Origin of the sequence: Amnibacterium flavum, assembly GCF_003097495.1 — a bacterium.
GTDB classification, from domain to species: domain Bacteria; phylum Actinomycetota; class Actinomycetes; order Actinomycetales; family Microbacteriaceae; genus Naasia; species Naasia flava.
Genome location: NZ_QEOP01000001.1, coordinates 1,236,734 through 1,255,260, shown reverse-complemented (window position 1 = coordinate 1,255,260; position 18,527 = coordinate 1,236,734). Strand labels below are relative to the sequence as shown.

The window sequence follows — 18,527 nt, the reverse complement described above, 5'->3', positions numbered from 1 at the left end:
CCGATCTCAGCGGGAGGGGCGAGCTGCTCGGGCCTCACGATCACGGACGCACTCGCAGTCCTTCGAGGAGGATGCGGACCATCGGATTGGGCGACCCGTCGCCCGATGGGGCGCGATGACTGAGATCGGCGATCGCCTGAAGCAGCTCGGATGAATCGACACCGGGTCGAACGACGCCTGCCTCCTCAGCCGCATCGACAAGCGATCGCAGCGCAGGTCCGAGCATGGATTGGAGGTAGGCGGGAAGGTCCTCGAACGCCGGATCCCCCGACCGCAGAGCGGCGGCCAATCCTTGCTTCGTCGCCACGAAGGCGGTGAAGCGCGTGACCCACAGGTCGAGCGCCTCCCCGGCGTCGTGCTCGGCCTGGAGTTCGTAGGCCGATGAAGCAGTCGCGTCGATCTCGCGGGTGAAAACCGCTGCAACGAGTGCGGCGCGTGTGGGGAAGTGGCGGTACAGCGTGCCGACCCCCACCCCCGCTTCGGTCGCGATGTCGCGGGCCGGGGCATCCACTCCCGACCTGGCGAACACCGTTCGCGCCGCCTGGAGGAGAGCGCCGAGATTCTGGCGAGCATCGGCGCGCACGGCTCGGGAGGAACCGGAGAGCTCAGCCATCGCGGGCCTCCATCTTGTAATCGGAACATTGTTCCGTATAGTCGTACTTAGCGGAACAACGTTCCGCTAAGACCACGATACAGGAGGACCCCCGATGCACTACCGCACTCTCGGCCGAACCGGCATCAAAGTGACCCCGTACGCGCTCGGCGCGATGATGCTCGGCTCGTTCGGCAATCCCGATCGCGGTGAGGGCATCCGCATCATCCATCGAGCGCTGGACGCCGGCATCAACTTCATCGACACCGCCGACCGGTACGGCGACTCGGAGGAGGTGGTCGGCGAAGCACTCGCGGGACGACGCGACGACGTGGTCCTGGCCACCAAGTTCTGGGGTCCAGTGGACGACGACGTGAATCATCGCGGAGCATCTCGTCGGTGGATCATGCAGGCCGTCGAGCGATCGCTCCGGAATCTCCGAACCGACTACATCGATGTCTATCAATTGCATCGCCCCGACCCCGACACCGACATCGACGAGACTCTGTCCGCTCTCACCGACCTCGTCAGGCAGGGCAAAGTGCGCGCGATCGGCAGCTCCTCCATGCGGGGGTCGGAGATCGTCGAGGCTCAGTGGACCGCGGAACGTCGCGGTTACGAGCGCTTCCGCACCGAACAGCCGAACTACTCCATTCTCGACAGAGAGATCGAGCGCGAGATCCTGCCGGTCGTGCAGCGCTACGGGATGGGCAGTCTCGTTTACAGCCCGCTGGCGGGCGGTGCGCTCTCGGGCAAGTACCGCGCAGGACAGCGGAACGACAACTTCCGAGCGAGTACGGGGATGGCCCACTTCCGCGACCAGCGCCGGCTCGCCGTGATCGAGCAGCTCGTCACTCTCTCCGATGAGGCGGGCATCCCCCTGACCCACCTGGCGATGGCCTTCACGATCGCGCACCCGGGAGTGACGTCGGCCATCGCGGGCGCCCGCACGATGGAGCAGTTGGAGGACACATTGGCAGGCTCCGAGGTCGCCCTGACCGACGACATCCTCGACAGGATCGACGCGATTGTCCCGCCTGGCGAGAGCATCGGCGCGATGGACATGGTCTACCGCGGGCCCGAAGTGGCCGACGCCTCCCTGCGGCGACGTCCCGAAGGAGGCCGATCCGCCCGCTAGCGGGCCTGCCGCCCGCGCCCCCGACCGTCGGCAGTCGCGGACCCTATTCACGCAACCGCCGACCACCGTTCATCCCGGGTGCGGGGTGCGCCGGGCCGCGGCCGAGAAGAGGCGGGTTACGGTATCCCTGATGATCAAGGTCGGCATGAGCACCAGCTGCGTCTTCCCCGCCAGCACGGAGCGAGCATTCGCACTCGCGAGATCCGCCGGATACGACGGCATCGAGGTGATGGTCACACGTGACCGCGCCACCCAGGATGCCGACACCCTCCGCTCCCTGTCCGAGCGGTACGAGCTGCCTATCCTCTCGGTGCACGCACCCGTGCTGCTGCTCACCCACTTCGTCTGGGGGCGCGACCCGCGGGTCAAGCTCGAGCGGTCGGCGGGCCTGGCGGCCGAGCTCGGGGCGTCGACGGTCGTCGTGCATCCGCCCTTCACCTGGCAGCGCTCGTACGCGCGGCGATTCGCCGAGATCGTGGCGGAGACGAGAACCGCGACGGGAGTGGAGATCGCCGTCGAGAACATGTTCCCGTGGAAGGTCCGCGGACTCAGCGTCGCCGCGTACGCCCCCGGGTGGGATCCGACAGGCTTCGACTTCGACGCCGTCACCCTCGACTTCTCGCACGCCGCGCTCTCGGGCCGCGACGCGCTCGGGATGGCCGAGCTGCTCGGCGACCGCGTGCGGCACATCCACCTCTGCGACGGATCCGGATCCCTCGACGAGGGGAAGATCTTCGACGAGCACCTGCTGCCCGGGCGAGGCGGTCAGCCGGTCGCCGAGACGCTCCAGTGGCTGGCCCGTCGCGACTGGGACGGCTCCGTCATCGCCGAAGTCAACATCCGGAGCGCAAGGAACGACACCAGCCGACTCGCGCTGCTGCGGGAGACGCTCGAGTTCGCCCGTGCGAACCTCGCGGTTCGGCAGACCGGCGCCGATCAGGACGGTTCCCGCACGGATCAGGACCGGAGCCGCGTGTCGTCCTGACCCGCGCGACCGGTCCCGATCGGTGCAGACGCCGGATCAGGCCAGGTGCGGGACGAGGCCCAGCGCTCGGGCGGAGCGTTTGCGGGCCACCGCGATGAAGGTGATGATCACCGACAGCGCACCCCAGACCACCAGGGGCAGTGCTCCGGCGATGACTCCCCCGGCTCCGGCACCCGTGATGATCGCCTGCATCCCGTCGACCGCTCCGGTCACCGGCAGCAGCGGACTGATGATGCGGAACGGCTCCGAGAGCAGCTCGATCGGGTAGAGACCACCTGTCGTCGTCAGCTGCAGCGCGAGCAGCACCAGCGACACCACCAGGCCCACCCGTCCGAACAGGGTCGTCAGCATGGCGTCAATCGCGGCGAACGCGACGCCGATCAGCAGCGCGAACGGCAGGGTCGCCGGCAGCGACTCCCACGGGACGCCGATCGCCAGATGCAGCAGCGCGACGAGCGCGACGGCCTGGACCCCAACGATGCCGAGAGCCTTGCCGAGCGAGTCGACGGCGATCCGGGCGCTGCCGGCCGTCGAGGCGAGCACGCGCCGGGTGGGCGCGCCGAGCAGCAGGAAGACCGCGAGTGCGCCGATCCACAGACCGACGGGAACCAGCAGAGTCGAGCCGATCTGCGGGATGTTGTTGACCTCGTTCTCGCGCGATGCGGTGATCCCGACGGGACTCGACGCCACGTCGGAGATCTGGTCGACCTGCGACTCGGTGTAGTCGGGCACCTGGGCGGCCCCCTCGTTGAGACCGGTCGCCAATGCACCGGCGCCATCAGCGAGCTGGTTCGCGCCCGCCGCGGACTGACCGATCCCCGCCGAGAGGTCTCCCAGGCCGCTCTGCAGCTGCTCGACGCCCGCCACGAGGGGCGCGCCGCCCGCGGCCAGCTGAGATGCCCCTGCCGCCGACTGGACGACACCCGTCTGCAGCGCGGCCGCCCCCTGGGCCCCCGCGACGAGCTGCGGGCCCTGCGCGGACAACTCGTTGAGCCCCGCCGAGACGCTGTCGACGGCGGCCGCGAACTCGGCATCGGAGATGAATCCGGCGTTGTGCGCGGCGATCGCGTCGCTCAGGCCTGTCGCTGTCTGCGAGACGCCGCCGGTGTAGGCGCTGACCCCCGCCGGAAGCGCCTGCAGCCCCGACGAGCTCGAGGCGGCCGTGTTCAGTCCGGAGCTCAGGCTCGAGACGCCGCCCGTGTACTGCTCGAGTCCGTCGACGACCGCACCGGCGCCCGACTGAGCCTGCGTGATGCCGCCGGCGGCCTGGGTGAGGCCGTCGCCGAGGCTGCGGGCGCCGGTCTGGAGCTGCGTGGCCCCATCGGCCGCCTCGGTGAGGGAACCGGCGATCGACCCGGTCCCGCCGACGAGACCCGCGATGTACTGCTTGGACAGCTCGGTCCCGAAGATCGCCGCGAGGCCGTCGCCGAGCGCCGAGGTGAGCGGCCCGGTGAGGTAACCGTGCGAGTCGTCGGTCTGGAGGCTGATCTGCGCCTGCACCGGGTCGTCGGTCGAGAGCGAGACGACCGACTTCGAGAAGTCGCTCGGGATCGTGATGACCGCGTAGACCTCGCCCGCCTTCAGGGCGGCCTCGGCCTCGTCGGCGCCTTCGACGTGCCAGTCGAAGATCGACGACGCGGCGCCGTCGTCGGGGTCTCCCGCGGTGAGCTGGGTGACGAGCAGCCGCCCGGCGAGGACCTGGGTCTCGGTGCCGTCGGCGGCGGTCTGGGTGACGAACTCGTCCTCGTTCACGATGGCGGCGGGGACTCGGGAGCCCTCGCTGCCGACCGCAGCGGTCGCGCCGGCGAAGAGGCCGACGACGGCGAGGGGCACCAGGACGAGCCCGGTGACGAGAAGTGACCGCCTGAGGCGGCGCGAAGTCGTGCTCGTCATGAGAGCACCGCCTTTCGCTCGATGTCGGCCACCGCGGTGGGGCGGCCGGAGATGACCTGGGGATGGATGGCGGCGGAGATGCCGCCGATGACGGTGGCCGACGCGGGGACGATGGCGGAGACGATCCGGATGTCGCGCTCCAGCGCCGCACCCGACGCGTCGGCGAAGTCGACGGTGAGCACCGAGGCTCCCGACGCCACCGCGAGAGCGGTCGCCAGGGCGAGCCGGGCTTCGGGATGGAGGCTCCCCGCGGGGTCGTCCGCGTCGATGCGCGGGAGGCCCTCTGCGACGAGCGCGCGACCGACCCGGTCGAGCAGAGGCTGGACGCCCTTGCGACGACCGCTTGCCGTGAACATCGATCCGGCCAGCGCGAACCTCTCGCGCAGCAGGTCCTCGACCGTGGTGTCGGGGTCCGCTCCGATCATGTCGGGGTCGACCATCGCGACCATCCGCGATACCGCCGAGGCGTCGGTCGGAAGCGGGCGCCCGGCGACCTGGGCGCGACCGGAGACCGGCTCCGCACGCCCTGCGAGAGTGGCGAAGAGGGAGCGCCGCAGCGGCCCCTCCGACAGGAGCAGGGTCAGTCCCCCGGCCGGAGCGGCGAAATCGATGGAGCGCGACGCGCCCGCGACGATCAGGTGCTCGGTGCTCACCATCGCGCCGTGCTGGGTCTCCGCCCATTCGAGACCCTCGCGGTGGTGCTCGAGGCTCGATCCCTCGATGTCGACGTTGGGCAGCAGGCGGTCGAGCCACTTCGGCAGGTACCACGCGGCGTCGCCGGCGAGCGCCATGAGCGCGGGGATGAGGGTCATCCGCACGAGGTAGGCGTCGACCAGGATCCCGACGGCGAGCCCCAGTGCGATCGGCTTGATCATGTCGATGCCCTCGGGCACGAACGAGAAGAAGACGAAGAACATGATGAGCGCCGCCGCTGTGACCACGCGGGCCGCGTGAGCGAAACCGGTGGCGACCGACTCGCGGGCGTTGCCCGTGCGGATGTACTCCTCGCGCATCCCGCTGACGAGGAACACCTGGTAGTCCATGGCGAGCCCGAACAGCACGGCTATCAGGATGATCGGCAGGAAGCTGAGGATGGGGCCGGGATCCATGTGGAGCAGGTCGAGTCCGAAGCCGAGCTGGAAGACCGCGACCACCGCGCCGAACGCGGCGACGACCGACAGCAGGAAGCCGAGCGCTGCGGTGATCGGCACGAACAGGGAGCGGAACACCATCATCAGAAGGATGATCGAGAGCCCGACGACGATCGCCGCGAACGGGATGAGCGCGGCCATCAGGGTCGACGAGATGTCGTTGTAGACGGCGGTGGCACCGGTGACCTGGATCGGGGTGTCGAACTCCTCCGCGATCTCGGGCTCGAGCTCGCGGATGCTCTCGACGAGCTTCGTCGTCTCGGGCGAGTCGGGTGCGCTCTCGGGGATGACCTGGATGATCGCGGTGTCGACCGTCTCGTTCGGGATGCCGTCTCCGACGCGGGCGACGTCGGGGAGCTCGGCGATCCGGGCGCCGATGGCGTCGAGGTCGTCGAAGATGTCGGTCGTCTGGGTGATGTCGACGAGAACGATGAGCGGACCGTTGCGCCCCGCCCCGAACTCGTCGGCGATGATGTCGTAGGCCTGACGCGAGGTGGTGTCCTCGGACTGGGAACCCGCGTCGGGCAGGCTCAGCTGCAGCTGCAGAGCCGGGATCAGCAGCGAGCCGAGCACGGCGATGACGGCGATCGCGATCGGGATGGGCGCCTTGAGCACGCCGCGCACCCAGCGGGCGCCGAAGGCCGGCTTGACCTCGGTCGCGCCCGGCTGGGACGCGAGCGCCCTGCGGTGGGCGCGGGAACCGGGCTTCGGCCGGAGCCGCTCGCCCGCGAAGCCGAGGAGCGCGGGCAGGAGCGTGACCGAGGCGAGAACGGCCATGAGGACTGTTCCCGCGGCTCCGAGACCCATGACCGAGAGGAACGGGATGCCGACGACGAGCAGGCCGAGGAGCGCGATGATGACCGTGATGCCGGCGAAGACGACCGCGCTTCCGGCCGTCGCCACCGCGATCCCGACCGAGTCCTGTGGACTGACATCGGTGACCAGCTGGTTCCGGTGCCTCGAGATGATGAAGAGCGAGTAGTCGATGCCGACCGCGAGACCGATCATCAGGCCGAGGAGCGGTGCGCTCGAGGAGACGGGGGTGAACGCGGCGGCGATGATCAGGCCGCTCATCGCGACACCGACCCCGGCGAAGGCGACGAGCAGGGGCATCCCGGCCGCCAGCAGGGAACCGAAGGCGATGACCAGGACGAGGCCGGCGAACACGACGCCGACGCCCTCGATCCAGGTGACGCCGATGCTGGTGCTGGTCAGCACCCCGCCGGTGTACTGCACGTTGAGGCCGGCGTCCTCCCCGATCGACGCGGTGGCCAGCACGTCCTCGACGGTCGCGTCGGTGACGTTGTCCTGCTGCTCGGTGAAGGTGACCTGACCGAGCCCGACCCTGCCGTCGTCCGAGACCGCCTCGACCGCGTACTCGGAGAAGGGCGAGGTGGCCGCCTCGACTCCGTCGATCTTCGACACGGCGTCGATCGAGTCCTCGATGGCCGTCTTGTAGGGCTCGTCCTCGACGGAATCCCCCTCGGGCGCCTGGAAGACGATCTGCAGGGTCGCACCCGCGGTCTGCGGGAACACGGCGGCCAGCTTGTCGATCGCCTGCTGCGACTCGGTGCCCGGGATGGTGAACGCGTTCTTGAGCGAACCGCCGAGCCCGAGGGCGATGCCGCCGACGGCTCCGACGAGCACGAGCCAGGCGATGACGACCCGCCACGGACGTGCGTAGGACCAGCGACCGAGACGGTAGAGAAGGGTAGCCATGAGCTGCTTTCGGGATCGGTGCGGATCAGTGGGCGGCGACGCTCGTGCGCGAGGCGACGAGCAGGCCGGTGACGATCTCGACGAGGGCAGCTCTGACCTCGTCGGCATCTTCGAGTTCGGCGCTCGGAAGCGCGTTGTCGGTCCAGTTGATGGCGGCGACCACCGTGTACGCGGCTCCCCCGAGTGCCATTCCGAAGCGTATGCGGTCGTCGATGCGGACGACCCCGAGCGACACGGCATCACCCAGTCGCTGCACGAGACCGTTCGCACGGTCGATGACGGGCAGCCCCCGGAGCGACTGCCCCTGGTTCACGAAGATGCTCATCTCGAGTCGGTTCGCGAGCAGGTAGTCGACGAACGGTTCGACGAACTCATGACGGGGATCCGCGTCGGCCGAGCGCGCGAAGCTCGCGACGACCCCCTCGAGCCCGTCCACCGCGGGCGTGATGATCGCCTCGAGGAGAGCCTCTTTCGAGGAGTAGTGGTAGAGCACGGCCGACTTGGAGAGACCGGCCGCCTCGGCGATGTGACCGATCGAGGTGGCCGCGTATCCGTCGATCGCGAACAGCATCCGCGCGACGCGCAGCACGTCGGCGGCAGAGGTGTTGGGCACCCGGACAGCGTACTGTCCGATCGGTCAGGTTTCTGAACGATCGGTCAGCCCTCACGGCTGATTCCCACGAAGTCCCGGGATACCGCCCCTCGACGGGGCATCGCTTGGCGGTAGCCTCGCAACGTGCGCAAATACTTGTTGAACGGTTCGATCATCAGCGCGATCGTGAGCTCGATCTCCACCCTCCGGACCGGACAGGCCGGCCCGCGTGACTGGCGGTTCTACCTCAGCGTCGTCGCCTCGTTGCTGACCGTCGCGATCGCCATCGGCACGGTGCGCGCCGAATCGCAGGAACAGGCCCTGGAAGACTGAACATGGGCTTCGAGGGTCACCGCTTCGGTCTGAACGTTCTCGACGTGCTGTTCGCAGGGTTCTCCCTGATCGTCGTCGTCGTCCTCATCGGGCTGGTCGTGCTGCTCGTGCGCTTCCTGCTGGTGGCGACGAAGGCCGCCGAGCTCTATGTGAAGCAGCACAGGCTGGCAGCCCCGGCAACGGCACCGGCTCCTCCCGCGTCGGCTGCACCGGCACCGGCCCCGGCTCCTCCCGCGTCGGCTGTCCCGGCACCGGTTCCGGCAACCGTTCCGACCTCGTCACCGGCGGCCCCTGCGCCGCGCCCGGTGACCGAGCCGACTCCCCCGCCGGCACCCGCAGCCGAGGTGCCGACGACGGACACGGCTCCCACGGTCGCCTTCACGGCCCCGGAGATCGCGGACACGGAACCGCCGGTCACGAAGCAGATCAAGCGCACCCCGCGCAAACCCCGCGACTCCTGACGACTCCGCCCCATCGCCCCCCTCTCACCCCCAGGGACGGGCGTTCCGGGCGAGCGCGCACGTTGCGGCGGGCCCCGCACGCCGCAACGTGCGCGCGGCGAATGCTCGGAGATCTTGCCGGCAGTCGCAATCCCGTGACGAGGACATTTGTTCCGGGCTCATGCGGATACTTCGGGCACGTGCTCACGACGAAACGCGCGTACGCACCCTGAATATCCGATCTGACGCGCACGTTCCGGCGCCTCGGGCCGGCCGCAACGTGCGCGTTCGCCCGGAACGCCCTACCTGAGTGTGGGGCGGGTCGGTTTCAGATGTCGCCCTCGCCCGGGCGGCGGGCCCTCGCCTGCTCGATCTCGTCCGGGGTGAGGACGCTGATCGGGCCGGTGAACTGGCTGGCGCGCTTCTCCGCCGCCGCGTCGCCCGCGAAGAGCGAGCGGTCGTCGTTGTGCACCTCCGTCGACGCGCGAGCCGGCGCTTTCCGCTTCGCCGCGTCGGCCTCGACCATCTGCACCCGCGTGCGCGGAATCGACTGCGGGCTCGTCTCGTGCAGCCAGGCGACGAGCTCCTCGCGCAGGTAGCAGCGCAGATCGAACAGCGTCGGCGCATCGATGGCGGTGACCAGGATGCGCACACGGACGTAGCCGCCGACCGCGTCGGTGACCTGCAGCACGGCGACGCGCTTGTCCCACAGCTCGGTCCGGTCGAGGACGCGGTGCATCTCCTCCCGCATCTCGGCGGGTGTGACCCGCCAGTCGAGATCGAACTCGACGGCCCCGAGCAGCTCGCTGTTCTTGCGCGTCCAGTTCTGGAACGGGGTGGTCGTGAAGTAGGTCGAGGGCAGCACCATGCGCCGGTCGTCCCAGATGTGCACGACGACGTAGGTCAGCGTGATCTCCTCGATCCGCCCCCACTCCTCCTCAACGATGACGACGTCGTCGACCCGGATGGCGCCGTTGAAGGCGAGCTGGATACCCGCGAACACATTCGCGAGCGCCGACTGAGCCGCAAGACCGGCGATCACCGAGACGAGCCCGGCCGATGCGAGCAGGCTGGCCCCCGCCGCGCGTGCGCCGGGGAACGTGAGCAGGATCGCGCCGAGGGCGATGATGACGATCGCGGCGATCGCGAGCCGGCGGAGGATGAGGATCTGCGTTCGGATGCGCCGCGCGACCCTGTTGTCGCGCACATCGGTGCGGTAGCGGCCGAGCGACAGGTCGACGAGGAATGTGACGATCCGCGAGACGAACCAGGCGCCCGCGAGGATCGACAGGACGACGAAGAGGTGCGACAGCGGGCCCTGCCCGCTGTCCGTCGGCACGGTTCCCGGGAACTGCGCCACCTCGAGCGCCGTCCAGACCGCGATGACGATCGCGAACACGCGGAACGGTCGCCGCAGCGCCGCGATGTCCCGGTCCTCCCAGCGCCGCTTCCGTGCGATCCAGCGGAAAACGAAGCCGATGATGGCGGTCACGATGACGGCCACGACGATTCCGATGGCGGTGAACACGCCCGCGCGGGCCCAGACGTTCGAGAAGACGTCGCCGGCGGCGACGAGAGGGTCGGTCAGTGTGCGGAGCAAACTGAGTCCTTCCGGTTCGGTGGATGGAACGGCTCCGTCGCCGAAGGATGGGATCCAGTCTGATCGACGGGTCTGAGCGCCGACTCAGCCGCCCCCGCGCGGCGTGCCTTATGGAGCCCTCACTCAGCGTCGCGAATACGGGAGGGTCCTGCCCAGCGAAGTCGATCGGATCGGGTGAGAACGGATAGGTTCAGCCGAGGAAGCCGCGCAGGAGCGCCGCGGAGCCGGAGAGGTGCTCGGCCATGGCCCGCTCGGCCGCATCGGGGTCGCCGCGGAGGATGGCGGTGACGACGAGCTCGTGCTGCTCGTTCGAGTGCCGGATGTTGCGCTCGAGCAGCGGGATCTCATCGAGGAGGGCGGTCACGCGCGAGCGGTTCTCGACGAGCAGAGGAAGCAGGGACGGGATGCCCGCGAGCTCGCCGATGGCGAGGTGCAGCCGCGAGTCGGTGCGCCGGTAGTCGTCGACCCCGGAGGCCGCGGTCTCGAGCAGCTTGCTCCAGAGCAGCTCTCGGTCGGTGGCGCTGAGGGTGCGCGCGGCGGCGGCCCGAGCCGCGCCGGGCTCGAGGATGTCGCGCAGCCCGAGCACGTCGTCGATCTCGGCAGCGCTGCGCGACGGGTCGGAGGGAAGCGTCGATCCGGATCCCGGGTGAAGCCCGGTCGGCGGCTCATCGCTGACGAAGGTTCCCCCGTAACGGCCGCGGCGCGCGACGAGGTAGCCGGCATCCGACAGGGCGCGGATCGCGTCGCGCACGGTGTCGCGACTGACGCCGAGACGCGCGGCCAGGTCGCGCTCGGGCGGCAGCGACTCCCCCGGCGCGACGACCCCGAGCCGGACGGTCTGCAGCAGGCGCTGCACAGTGTCCTCGAACGCGTTGCCGCTGCGGACCGGACGGAAGAGCACGTCGTCGACGGCCCCGACGGGCTCCCGCGGGTCGCTCATCTCCCCCCTCCCCTGCACGAATCGAGGAGATCACGCCGCGGATCGCCCGACACCGAGGCGAAACAGGCCTCTGGTCTATCCATCTCGACGATGTGCGCAGAGGGAGGCGGCGCCGCGCGGGTCATAGCGGGGTGACGTAGGCGGAGGTGATGCCGCCGTCGACCACGAAGCTCGATGCGGTGATGAACGAGGCGTCGTCGCTGGCGAGGAACGCGACGGCGGCTGCCAGCTCGTCAGGCTCGGCGAAGCGTCCGACGGGCACGTGGATGAGGCGGCGCTGAGCGCGCTCGGGGTCCTTCGCGAACAGCTCCTTGAGCAGCGGGGTGTTCACGGGGCCTGGGCAGAGGGCGTTGACGCGGATGCCCTGCCGGGCGAACTGCACGCCGAGCTCCCGGGTCATCGCGAGCACACCGCCCTTCGACGCCGTGTAGGAGATCTGGCTGGTCGCCGACCCGAGGATCGCGACGAAGGAGGCGGTGTTGATGATCGAGCCGCTCCCCTGCGGAACCATGTGGCGCAGTGCCGCGCGCGAGCAGAGGTAGACCGACTTGAGGTTGACCTCCTGCACCCGATCCCATGCGGGCAGCTCGGTGGTCTCGATCGAGTCGTCGTCGGCCGGTGAGATGCCCGCGTTGTTGAAGGCGATGTCGAGCGATCCGTAGGTCTCCACCGCGGTGTCGAAGAGCGCGTTGACCTGCGCCTCGTCGGCGACATCGACCTGCACGAAGAGCCCGCCGACCTCGGCGGCCGCGCTCTCACCCGTCGTCGGATCGACGTCGCCGATCACGACCTTCGCTCCCTCGGCCGCGAACCGGCGGGCGGTGGCGAGGCCGATCCCGCTCGCGCCTCCGGTGATGACGGCGACGCGGTCGCGCAGACGCTGGGTGAGGTCGAGAGGGGCGATGGCCATGGACGGGTCCTTCCGGAGGTGCAGGGTGCGGCGGGTTGGCAGCGGCGTCCCCGCGGGGACGCCGGCGGATCAGGTGGCGTAGAAGACGTTCTTGGTCTCGGTGAAGGCGAACGGCGCGTCGGGGCCGAGCTCGCGCCCGAGACCCGACTGCTTCACCCCGCCGAACGGGGTCGAGTAGCGCACCGACGAGTGGGAATTGACCGACAGGTTGCCGGCCTGGACGGCGCGGGAGACGCGGATTCCGCGGGACAGGTTCTGGGTGAAGATCGACCCGGCGAGCCCGTACTCGGTGGCGTTCGCGATGCGGATTGCGTCCTCCTCGGTGTCGAACGGGATGACCGCGACGACGGGCCCGAAGACCTCCTCGCGGACGATCCGGTCGTCGAGGCTCTTCGGAAGCACGACGGTCGGAGGCATCCAGTAGCCCGGGCCCGAGGGCGCGGCTCCGGTGAAGGCGACGTCGACCCCGTCGAGGAACGAGCCGACACGGTCGAAATGCGCCGCGGAGACGAGCGGACCCATCTGGGTCGCGTCGTGCAGGGGATCGCCGACGCGAAACCGACCCACCGCGACCTCGAACTTCTCGAGGAATCGGGTGAACACGCTGCGCTCGACCAGGATCCGACTGCGCGCGCAACAGTCCTGCCCCGAGTTGTCGAAGACGGCGCCGGGCGCGCTCGTCGCTGCGAGCTCGAGGTCGGCATCGGCGAAGACGATGTTGGCGCTCTTGCCGCCCAGCTCAAGGGTGACGCGTTTGACCTGCTCGGCGCAGCCCGCCATGACCTTCTTGCCGACCGCGGTCGAGCCGGTGAAGACGACCTTGCGGATGTCGGGGTGGGTGACGAAGCGCGTCCCGACCACGTCGCCGCGGCCGGGCAGCACGGTGAAGAGACCTTCGGGCAGCCCGGACCGACGGGCGAGCTCGCCCAGCCGCAGCGCGGTCAGGGGCGTCCATTCAGCGGGCTTCAGGATGACGGCGTTGCCTGCCGCCAGAGCCGGGGCGAAACCCCATGCGGCGATCGTCATGGGGAAGTTCCAGGGCACGATGATGCCGACGACGCCGATCGGCTCGTGGAAGGTGATGTCGAGCCCGCCCGCGACCGGGATCTGGCTGCCGAGCAGCCGCTCGGGAGCTGCCGAGTAGTAGGTCAGCACGTCGCGGACGTGCCCCGCCTCCCACCGCGCGGAGGCGATCGGGTGACCCGAGTTCTCGACCTCGAGCCGGGCGAGGTGCTCGATGTCGAGGTCGACGGCGGCGGCGAAGGCCCGCAGGGCTCCCGCACGCTCGGAGGGCGCGAGTGCCGCCCAGAGCCTCTGCGCGACGACCGCCTTGGCGACCGCGGCGTCGACCTCGTCGACGGAGTTGAGGTCGACCTCGCCGATCATGGTCTCGTCGGCGGGGTTGATGAGGGTTATCGACGTCACTCGTGCGTTCTCCTGATCTGTCATCGAACGGCCCGATCCGTCATCGAGCGGCGTCGACGAGCGCGGTGAAGAGTCGCCGGTCGGCCGCGTCCTCTTCGGGATGCCACTGCACGCCGACCCCGAACCGGGCGGAGGGCAGCTCGAGCGCCTCGATGACGCCGTCGTCGCTGCGCGCCGAGACGAGCAGCGGTTCGGCGACCCGGTCGACGGCCTGGTGGTGGTAGGCGTGAACGGTCAGCCGGTCGCCGACGGAACCGAGCAGCCGCTGCAGGCGACTGCCGTGCTGGACCTCGACGTCGACGGTGCCGAACACCGCGGGTGCGGGCTGGTACTTCTCGGATCCGACCACGTCCGGGAGGTGCTGGTGCAGGGTGCCGCCGAGGGTCACGTTGAGCAGCTGCGCGCCACGGCAGATCGCGAGGAACGGCATGTCCCGATCGATCGCCGCCGCGAGCAGCGCACTCTCCCAGGCGTCGCGGTCGTGCCGCGGATCCTGGGTGCGCTCGTGCCGATCGGCGCCGTACAGCGCGGGATCGACGTCGGCGCCGCCGGTGAGCACGAGCGCGTCGATGCCGTCGAGCACGCGCCCGACGGCCTCGGGGTCGGGGCTGTGCGGCGGCAGCAGCACCGGGATGCCACCCGCCTCGCGGACCGCGATCAGGTACACCTCGGGGAGCAGGGCGGCCCGGTAGTTCCAGACTCCCTGGCTCGCCTGCTCGAGGTAGCTGGTCAGCCCGATCAGCGGGGGACGGGTGTCAGAAGCGCTCGAAGCCACGGACCCTCTCCCAGTCGGTCACGGCCGAGTCGAATGCCGCGAGCTCGACGCGCGCGTTGTTGAGGTAGTGGTCGACGACCTCGTCGCCGAAAGCGGCACGCGCGACGGCCGACTGCGAGAACAGCTCGGCGGCGTCGCGCAGAGTCGACGGCACCCGGGGCTTGTCGCTCTCGTAGGCGTTGCCCTCGAAGATCGGCTCGAGTTCGAGTTCGTTCTCGATCCCGTGGATGCCGCCCGCGATCAGCGCGGCGACGGCCAGGTACTGGTTGACGTCGCCGCCGGGCACGCGGTTCTCGACCCGGAGGGAGGCACCTGATCCCACCACGCGCAGTGCGCAGGTGCGGTTGTCGAGGCCCCATGCGACGGCTGTCGGGGCGAAGCTGCCGAGCGCATAGCGCTTGTACGAGTTGATGTTGGGGGCGAAGAACAGCGACATCTCGCGCAGCGTGGCCAGCTGACCGGCGATGAAGTGCTCCATGAGCTTCGAGAACCCGTAGGGGTGCTCCTTGTCCGCCATCGGGAAGCCGCCCTCGTCGTCGCGGACGCTGAGGTGGATGTGGCACGAGTTGCCCTCGCGCTCGTTGAACTTGGCCATGAAGGTGAGCGCCTTGCCGTGGCGATCGGCGATCTCCTTGGCGCCATTCTTGTAGATTGAGTGGTTGTCGCATGTCGTGAGCGCATGCGCGTAGCGGAATGCGATCTCCTGCTGGCCGAGGTTGCACTCGCCCTTGACGCCCTCGCAGTACATGCCCGCGCCGTCCATCGAGTTGCGGATGTCGCGCAGCAGCGGCTCCATGCGCGTGGATGCGAGAAGCGCGTAGTCGATGTTGTAGTCGCTTGCCGGGGTGAGGTCGCGGTACCCCTTTGCCCACGCCTCGCGGAAGCTGTTGTCGAAGACGATGAACTCGAGCTCGGTGCCCACGTAGGGCGTGAGGCCCATCTCGGCGAGACGCTCGATCTGGGCGAGCAGGATCTGACGCGGCGACTGCACGACGGGCGCTCCGTCGAGCCACTGCAGGTCGGCCGTGACGATGGCACTGCCCGGCAGCCATGGCGCGAGGCGCAGGGTGTCGATGTCGGGGATCAGCGCCATATCGCCGTATCCGCGCTCCCACGACGACATCGAGTAGCCGGCGACGGTGTTCATCTCGACGTCGACGGCCAGCAGGTAGTTGCAGGCCTCCGCGCCGTGGCCCGCGATCTCCTCGCGGAAAAGCCGGGCGGCGACGCGCTTGCCGACGAGACGGCCCTGCATATCGGTGAAGGCGACGATCACGGTGTCGATCGCGCCCTCGTCGATCAGCTCGTAGAGCCTGTCGAGGGTCAGGTTGCCGGTACCGAGTGCGGGCCGGGCCGGGGCTGTCGACATGGAGACATCCTCTCGTCTCGCGCACCGGGCGGATGCGCGAATGTCGACCATTACACCACAGCCGCGTGGCGCGAAACGGGCTCTGAATTTACGCGCTGTTTACATCCAATGGTGGACGCGCGGTACCAATAGCCAGCATGCTCTGGGTACTCGCGACGTGCGCCCCCGCGCCTCCCCGCGAGTGCAGCATCGGCACCGAACACTCGCAGTTCTCCACCCGACGGTGCGATTCCGGTTCCACCGTCGCAAGCCAGCAGGGAGCGCCATGACCGACACCGCCAAGACCCCCACCTCGAGCGGAGGAGTCACCTATACCGCTGCGGAGGAGGGCTACTTCGAGAAGCGAGGCCTCAAGCGCACCGCCGGGTTCTGGGGGATCTGGGGCATCGGAATCGCCGCGGTCATCTCCGGCGACTTCTCGGGGTGGAACTTCGGCCTCGCCTCGGCCGGATTCGGCGGCATGTCGATCGCGTTCGTGCTGGTCGTGATCATGTACTTCGGCATGCTCTTCTCGATCGGCGAGATGTCGGCGGCGATGCCGCACACCGGCGGCGCCTACTCCTTCGCCCGCGCGGCGCTCGGCCCGTGGGGCGGCTTCATCACGGGCTTCGCCGAGACCATCGAGTACGTCGCCACCACCGCGGTCGTCGTCTACTTCTCGGCCTCGTACGCGGACGGGGTGACGCAGGCGTTCTTCGGCGGGGGCATCCCACTCTGGCTCTGGTGGGTCATCCTCTACGCCGTCTTCGTGGGCCTCAACTCGCTCGGCGCGGCCGTCGGCTTCCGCTTCGCGATCGTCGTCTCGATCATCTCGATCGCCATCCTCGGCGTCTTCGTCGTCTCGGTCATCGCGGCGGGCGCCGTCGACGTCGACTCGCTCTTCGACATCGCTCCCGACCCCGGACAGTCCGAGTTCCTGCCCTTCGGAGTCGTGCCCATCCTGTTCGCCCTGCCGTTCGCGATGTGGTTCTTCCTCGGCATCGAGGAGCTGCCGCTCGCCGCGGAGGAGGCGCACAACCCCGAGAAGGACATACCGCGTGCGGGCATCTGGGGCATGATCACCCTCGTCGTCACGGGTGCCGCCGTCCTGTTCTTCAACACGGCCGCGATCGGATCGAGCGCGGCGGGCGAGTCGGGCGAGCCGCTGCTCGACGGGTTCCGCGCCTTCATGCCCGATGAGCTGGCCGGCGTGCTGGCCCTGTTCGCCCTGATCGGACTGCTGGCGTCGCTGCAGGGCATCATGTTCGCCTACGGACGCAACATGTTCTCGCTCTCCCGCGCCGGCTACTACCCGCGCTTCCTGTCGCTGACCGGCAAGCGCCACCAGACGCCGTGGGTCGCTCTCGTCGTCGGCGCGGTGATCGGCTTCCTCGCCCTCGTCGTCGTCGACGCGACGGGCGGATCGGGTGGAGCCGCCGGCGCGATCGTGCTCAACATCGCGGTCTGGGGCGCGGTGCTCGCCTACATCCTGCAGATGGTGTCGTTCATCGTGCTCCGGCGGAAGTTCCCCGACGCGGCGCGTCCCTACAAGAGCCCCGTGGGAGTCGCGGGTGCCGTCGTGGCCGGTGTGATCGCGCTGCTGATCTTCCTCGGCTTCCTGCTGAACGAGGCGTTCCGGCCGGCGATCGTCGCGATCGCGGTGCTCTACGTGATCGGCCTCGTCGTCTTCGCGGTCTGGGGCCGGCACCGCCTGGTCCTGTCGCCCGAGGAGGAGTACGCCATGACCGGCGGCCTCCACCGCGATCCGCAGGTCGAGGGCTACGGCGACGTCACCCCGAAAGACCTGTAGGCCTGACGCCGATTTGCCCACTTCGGGGAGTCCTCCTGCGAGAACACTGCCCGAAGTGGGCAACTCGGCGCGCTAGGCGGCGACGCCCCGCTTCGCGAGGGAGTCGGCGACGATCGTGAGGCCGTCCATGCCGGGCAGCTTGGCGATGTTCGAGTCGATGCGACGGACCTCTTTCATGCCCTCCTCGCTGCCGAACAGGTGCTTCATGACGTGGGTGACGTCCTCGGGCGCGGAGATGGAGGAGCCGACCGGTCCCCAGGCGTTCTGCAGCGCGAGGCGGGTCAGCTTCTGCGCGACCTTGCTCTTCTCCAGCCGGTCGCGTGCCTGCGAGGCGTAGAACGCGACGTGGCGGGTCTCCTGCTGGGCGATGCGCTGGAGGAGGGGCGACAGTGTCGGGTGCGATTCGAGCTTGGCGAGGCGACGGTAGGCCGCGACGGCACTCCACTCGTTGGCGGCGCCCCAGCTCATGTGCACGGCGACGAAGTCGTTGCCGACCACGTTGCCCAGGATGGACTGGCGCAGCGGCCCGAGCTTGTCGCGCCAGCCGAGCTTGAGGCGCTTGGCCTTGAGCTCGTCGAAGTCGACGGTGATGCCGTGCAGGCCCAGCACGTGGGCGAGCGCCTCGCCGTGCCAGAACTCCTCGCGGTTCCACATGGTCATGAAGGCGGACACGTCGCGCTCCTTGTGCGACGGGGTGACCAGCAGGTCCCTCAGGTAGCAGACCGTGTGGTACTCGACGTCGCACATGTACCGGAGGCTGCGGAGCGTCTGCTCGGGCAGCGGGTCGGTCTTGAAGGCCTCGAAGTCGAGGTCCTCCCAGCCGACGCTCTCGGATGTCGCGGTGTAGTCGTCGATGTCGAATGCCATGGTTCCCCG

At 69.3% G+C, this 18,527-nt stretch carries 16 protein-coding genes; 5 read left to right on the top strand and 11 right to left on the bottom strand.

Translation table 11 applies throughout. The features are described 5' to 3' along the window. Positions 1-40 precede the first annotated feature (40 nt). Complete coding sequence (locus tag DDQ50_RS05820) at positions 41-613, bottom strand: TetR/AcrR family transcriptional regulator (protein ID WP_116755706.1); 573 nt, start codon at positions 611-613, stop codon at positions 41-43. 94 nt (positions 614-707) lie between these two features. On the opposite strand from DDQ50_RS05820, the gene DDQ50_RS05815 reads away from it, so the two are divergent. Continuing rightward, on the top strand, positions 708-1,730 hold the full coding sequence (locus tag DDQ50_RS05815; protein WP_116755705.1) for an aldo/keto reductase: 1,023 nt from the start codon (positions 708-710) through the stop codon (positions 1,728-1,730). 130 nt (positions 1,731-1,860) lie between these two features. Next, entirely contained in the window at positions 1,861-2,715 is an 855-nt protein-coding gene (locus tag DDQ50_RS05810; protein WP_116755704.1) for a sugar phosphate isomerase/epimerase family protein, read from the top strand. 36 nt (positions 2,716-2,751) lie between these two features. On the opposite strand, the gene DDQ50_RS05805 is transcribed toward DDQ50_RS05810, so the two are convergent. From DDQ50_RS05805 to DDQ50_RS05795, 3 genes are read right to left on the bottom strand one after another with little or no spacing between them, the layout of a single operon-like run. Continuing rightward, positions 2,752-4,608, bottom strand: a complete 1,857-nt coding sequence (locus DDQ50_RS05805; protein ID WP_165829714.1) for a YhgE/Pip domain-containing protein — start codon at positions 4,606-4,608, stop codon at positions 2,752-2,754. Beyond that, the gene (locus DDQ50_RS05800; RefSeq protein ID WP_165829713.1) at positions 4,605-7,478 is read right to left on the bottom strand and encodes an MMPL family transporter; all 2,874 of its coding nucleotides are present in this window, start codon (positions 7,476-7,478) and stop codon (positions 4,605-4,607) included. Before DDQ50_RS05800 ends, DDQ50_RS05805 begins: the two co-directional genes overlap by 4 nt. Before the next feature lie 25 nt (positions 7,479-7,503). Continuing rightward, positions 7,504-8,091: a TetR/AcrR family transcriptional regulator gene (locus DDQ50_RS05795; protein WP_240614245.1), complete on the bottom strand. Its 588-nt coding sequence runs from the start codon at positions 8,089-8,091 to the stop codon at positions 7,504-7,506. Positions 8,092-8,214: 123 nt separating this feature from the next. On the opposite strand from DDQ50_RS05795, the gene DDQ50_RS17025 reads away from it, so the two are divergent. Both DDQ50_RS17025 and DDQ50_RS05790 read left to right on the top strand, forming a co-directional pair. After that, entirely contained in the window at positions 8,215-8,403 is a 189-nt protein-coding gene (locus tag DDQ50_RS17025) for a hypothetical protein (protein ID WP_133245922.1), read from the top strand. A 2-nt stretch (positions 8,404-8,405) separates the two neighbouring features. Further along, positions 8,406-8,864, top strand: coding sequence for a hypothetical protein (locus DDQ50_RS05790; protein WP_116755701.1), 459 nt, complete (start codon positions 8,406-8,408; stop codon positions 8,862-8,864). 307 nt (positions 8,865-9,171) lie between these two features. Here DDQ50_RS05790 and DDQ50_RS05785 read toward each other — a convergent pair whose 3' ends face one another. The 6 genes from DDQ50_RS05785 to DDQ50_RS05760 all read right to left on the bottom strand — a co-directional run bounded on the left by DDQ50_RS05785 (position 9,172) and on the right by DDQ50_RS05760 (position 15,862). After that, the gene (locus tag DDQ50_RS05785) at positions 9,172-10,443 is read right to left on the bottom strand and encodes a mechanosensitive ion channel family protein (protein WP_377940290.1); all 1,272 of its coding nucleotides are present in this window, start codon (positions 10,441-10,443) and stop codon (positions 9,172-9,174) included. Between the two features lie 190 nt (positions 10,444-10,633). Beyond that, positions 10,634-11,383, bottom strand: a complete 750-nt coding sequence (locus tag DDQ50_RS05780; RefSeq protein ID WP_116755700.1) for a FadR/GntR family transcriptional regulator — start codon at positions 11,381-11,383, stop codon at positions 10,634-10,636. Positions 11,384-11,504: 121 nt separating this feature from the next. Further along, positions 11,505-12,293, bottom strand: coding sequence for a 3-oxoacyl-ACP reductase (locus DDQ50_RS05775; protein ID WP_116755699.1), 789 nt, complete (start codon positions 12,291-12,293; stop codon positions 11,505-11,507). Between the two features lie 69 nt (positions 12,294-12,362). Further along, positions 12,363-13,718 (bottom strand): aldehyde dehydrogenase family protein, encoded by a 1,356-nt coding sequence (locus DDQ50_RS05770; RefSeq protein ID WP_116755698.1) that lies wholly within the window; start codon positions 13,716-13,718, stop codon positions 12,363-12,365. Between the two features lie 40 nt (positions 13,719-13,758). Next, positions 13,759-14,493, bottom strand: a complete 735-nt coding sequence (locus DDQ50_RS05765) for a gamma-glutamyl-gamma-aminobutyrate hydrolase family protein (RefSeq protein ID WP_116755697.1) — start codon at positions 14,491-14,493, stop codon at positions 13,759-13,761. Continuing rightward, positions 14,474-15,862 carry a glutamine synthetase family protein gene (locus tag DDQ50_RS05760; RefSeq protein ID WP_116755696.1) on the bottom strand — a complete coding sequence of 463 codons (1,389 nt, stop codon included), beginning with the start codon at positions 15,860-15,862 and terminating at the stop codon, positions 14,474-14,476. The genes DDQ50_RS05765 and DDQ50_RS05760 overlap by 20 nt, the downstream gene beginning before the upstream one ends. A 265-nt stretch (positions 15,863-16,127) precedes the next feature. Here DDQ50_RS05760 and DDQ50_RS05755 point away from each other — a divergent pair, with 265 nt between their 5' ends. After that, positions 16,128-17,651 (top strand): amino acid permease, encoded by a 1,524-nt coding sequence (locus DDQ50_RS05755; RefSeq protein WP_116755695.1) that lies wholly within the window; start codon positions 16,128-16,130, stop codon positions 17,649-17,651. Positions 17,652-17,723: 72 nt separating this feature from the next. Here the strand turns inward: DDQ50_RS05755 and DDQ50_RS05750 are convergent, their stop codons facing one another. Continuing rightward, positions 17,724-18,518: a ferritin family protein gene (locus DDQ50_RS05750; protein ID WP_116755694.1), complete on the bottom strand. Its 795-nt coding sequence runs from the start codon at positions 18,516-18,518 to the stop codon at positions 17,724-17,726. Positions 18,519-18,527 lie beyond the last annotated feature (9 nt).

Excerpts from the sequence above, each read along its gene's own strand:
- DDQ50_RS05780 (WP_116755700.1), bottom strand. The coding sequence starts at position 11,383 with ATGAGCGACCCGCGGGAGCCCGTCGGGGCCGTCGACGACGTGCTCTTC.
- DDQ50_RS05820 (WP_116755706.1), bottom strand. The coding sequence starts at position 613 with ATGGCTGAGCTCTCCGGTTCCTCCCGAGCCGTGCGCGCCGATGCTCGC.
- DDQ50_RS05755 (WP_116755695.1), top strand. The coding sequence starts at position 16,128 with ATGACCGACACCGCCAAGACCCCCACCTCGAGCGGAGGAGTCACCTAT.
- DDQ50_RS05790 (WP_116755701.1), top strand. The coding sequence starts at position 8,406 with ATGGGCTTCGAGGGTCACCGCTTCGGTCTGAACGTTCTCGACGTGCTG.
- DDQ50_RS05760 (WP_116755696.1), bottom strand. The coding sequence starts at position 15,862 with ATGTCGACAGCCCCGGCCCGGCCCGCACTCGGTACCGGCAACCTGACC.
- DDQ50_RS05815 (WP_116755705.1), top strand. The coding sequence starts at position 708 with ATGCACTACCGCACTCTCGGCCGAACCGGCATCAAAGTGACCCCGTAC.
- DDQ50_RS05805 (WP_165829714.1), bottom strand. The coding sequence starts at position 4,608 with ATGACGAGCACGACTTCGCGCCGCCTCAGGCGGTCACTTCTCGTCACC.
- DDQ50_RS05750 (WP_116755694.1), bottom strand. The coding sequence starts at position 18,518 with ATGGCATTCGACATCGACGACTACACCGCGACATCCGAGAGCGTCGGC.
- DDQ50_RS05800 (WP_165829713.1), bottom strand. The coding sequence starts at position 7,478 with ATGGCTACCCTTCTCTACCGTCTCGGTCGCTGGTCCTACGCACGTCCG.
- DDQ50_RS05775 (WP_116755699.1), bottom strand. The coding sequence starts at position 12,293 with ATGGCCATCGCCCCTCTCGACCTCACCCAGCGTCTGCGCGACCGCGTC.
- DDQ50_RS05810 (WP_116755704.1), top strand. The coding sequence starts at position 1,861 with ATGATCAAGGTCGGCATGAGCACCAGCTGCGTCTTCCCCGCCAGCACG.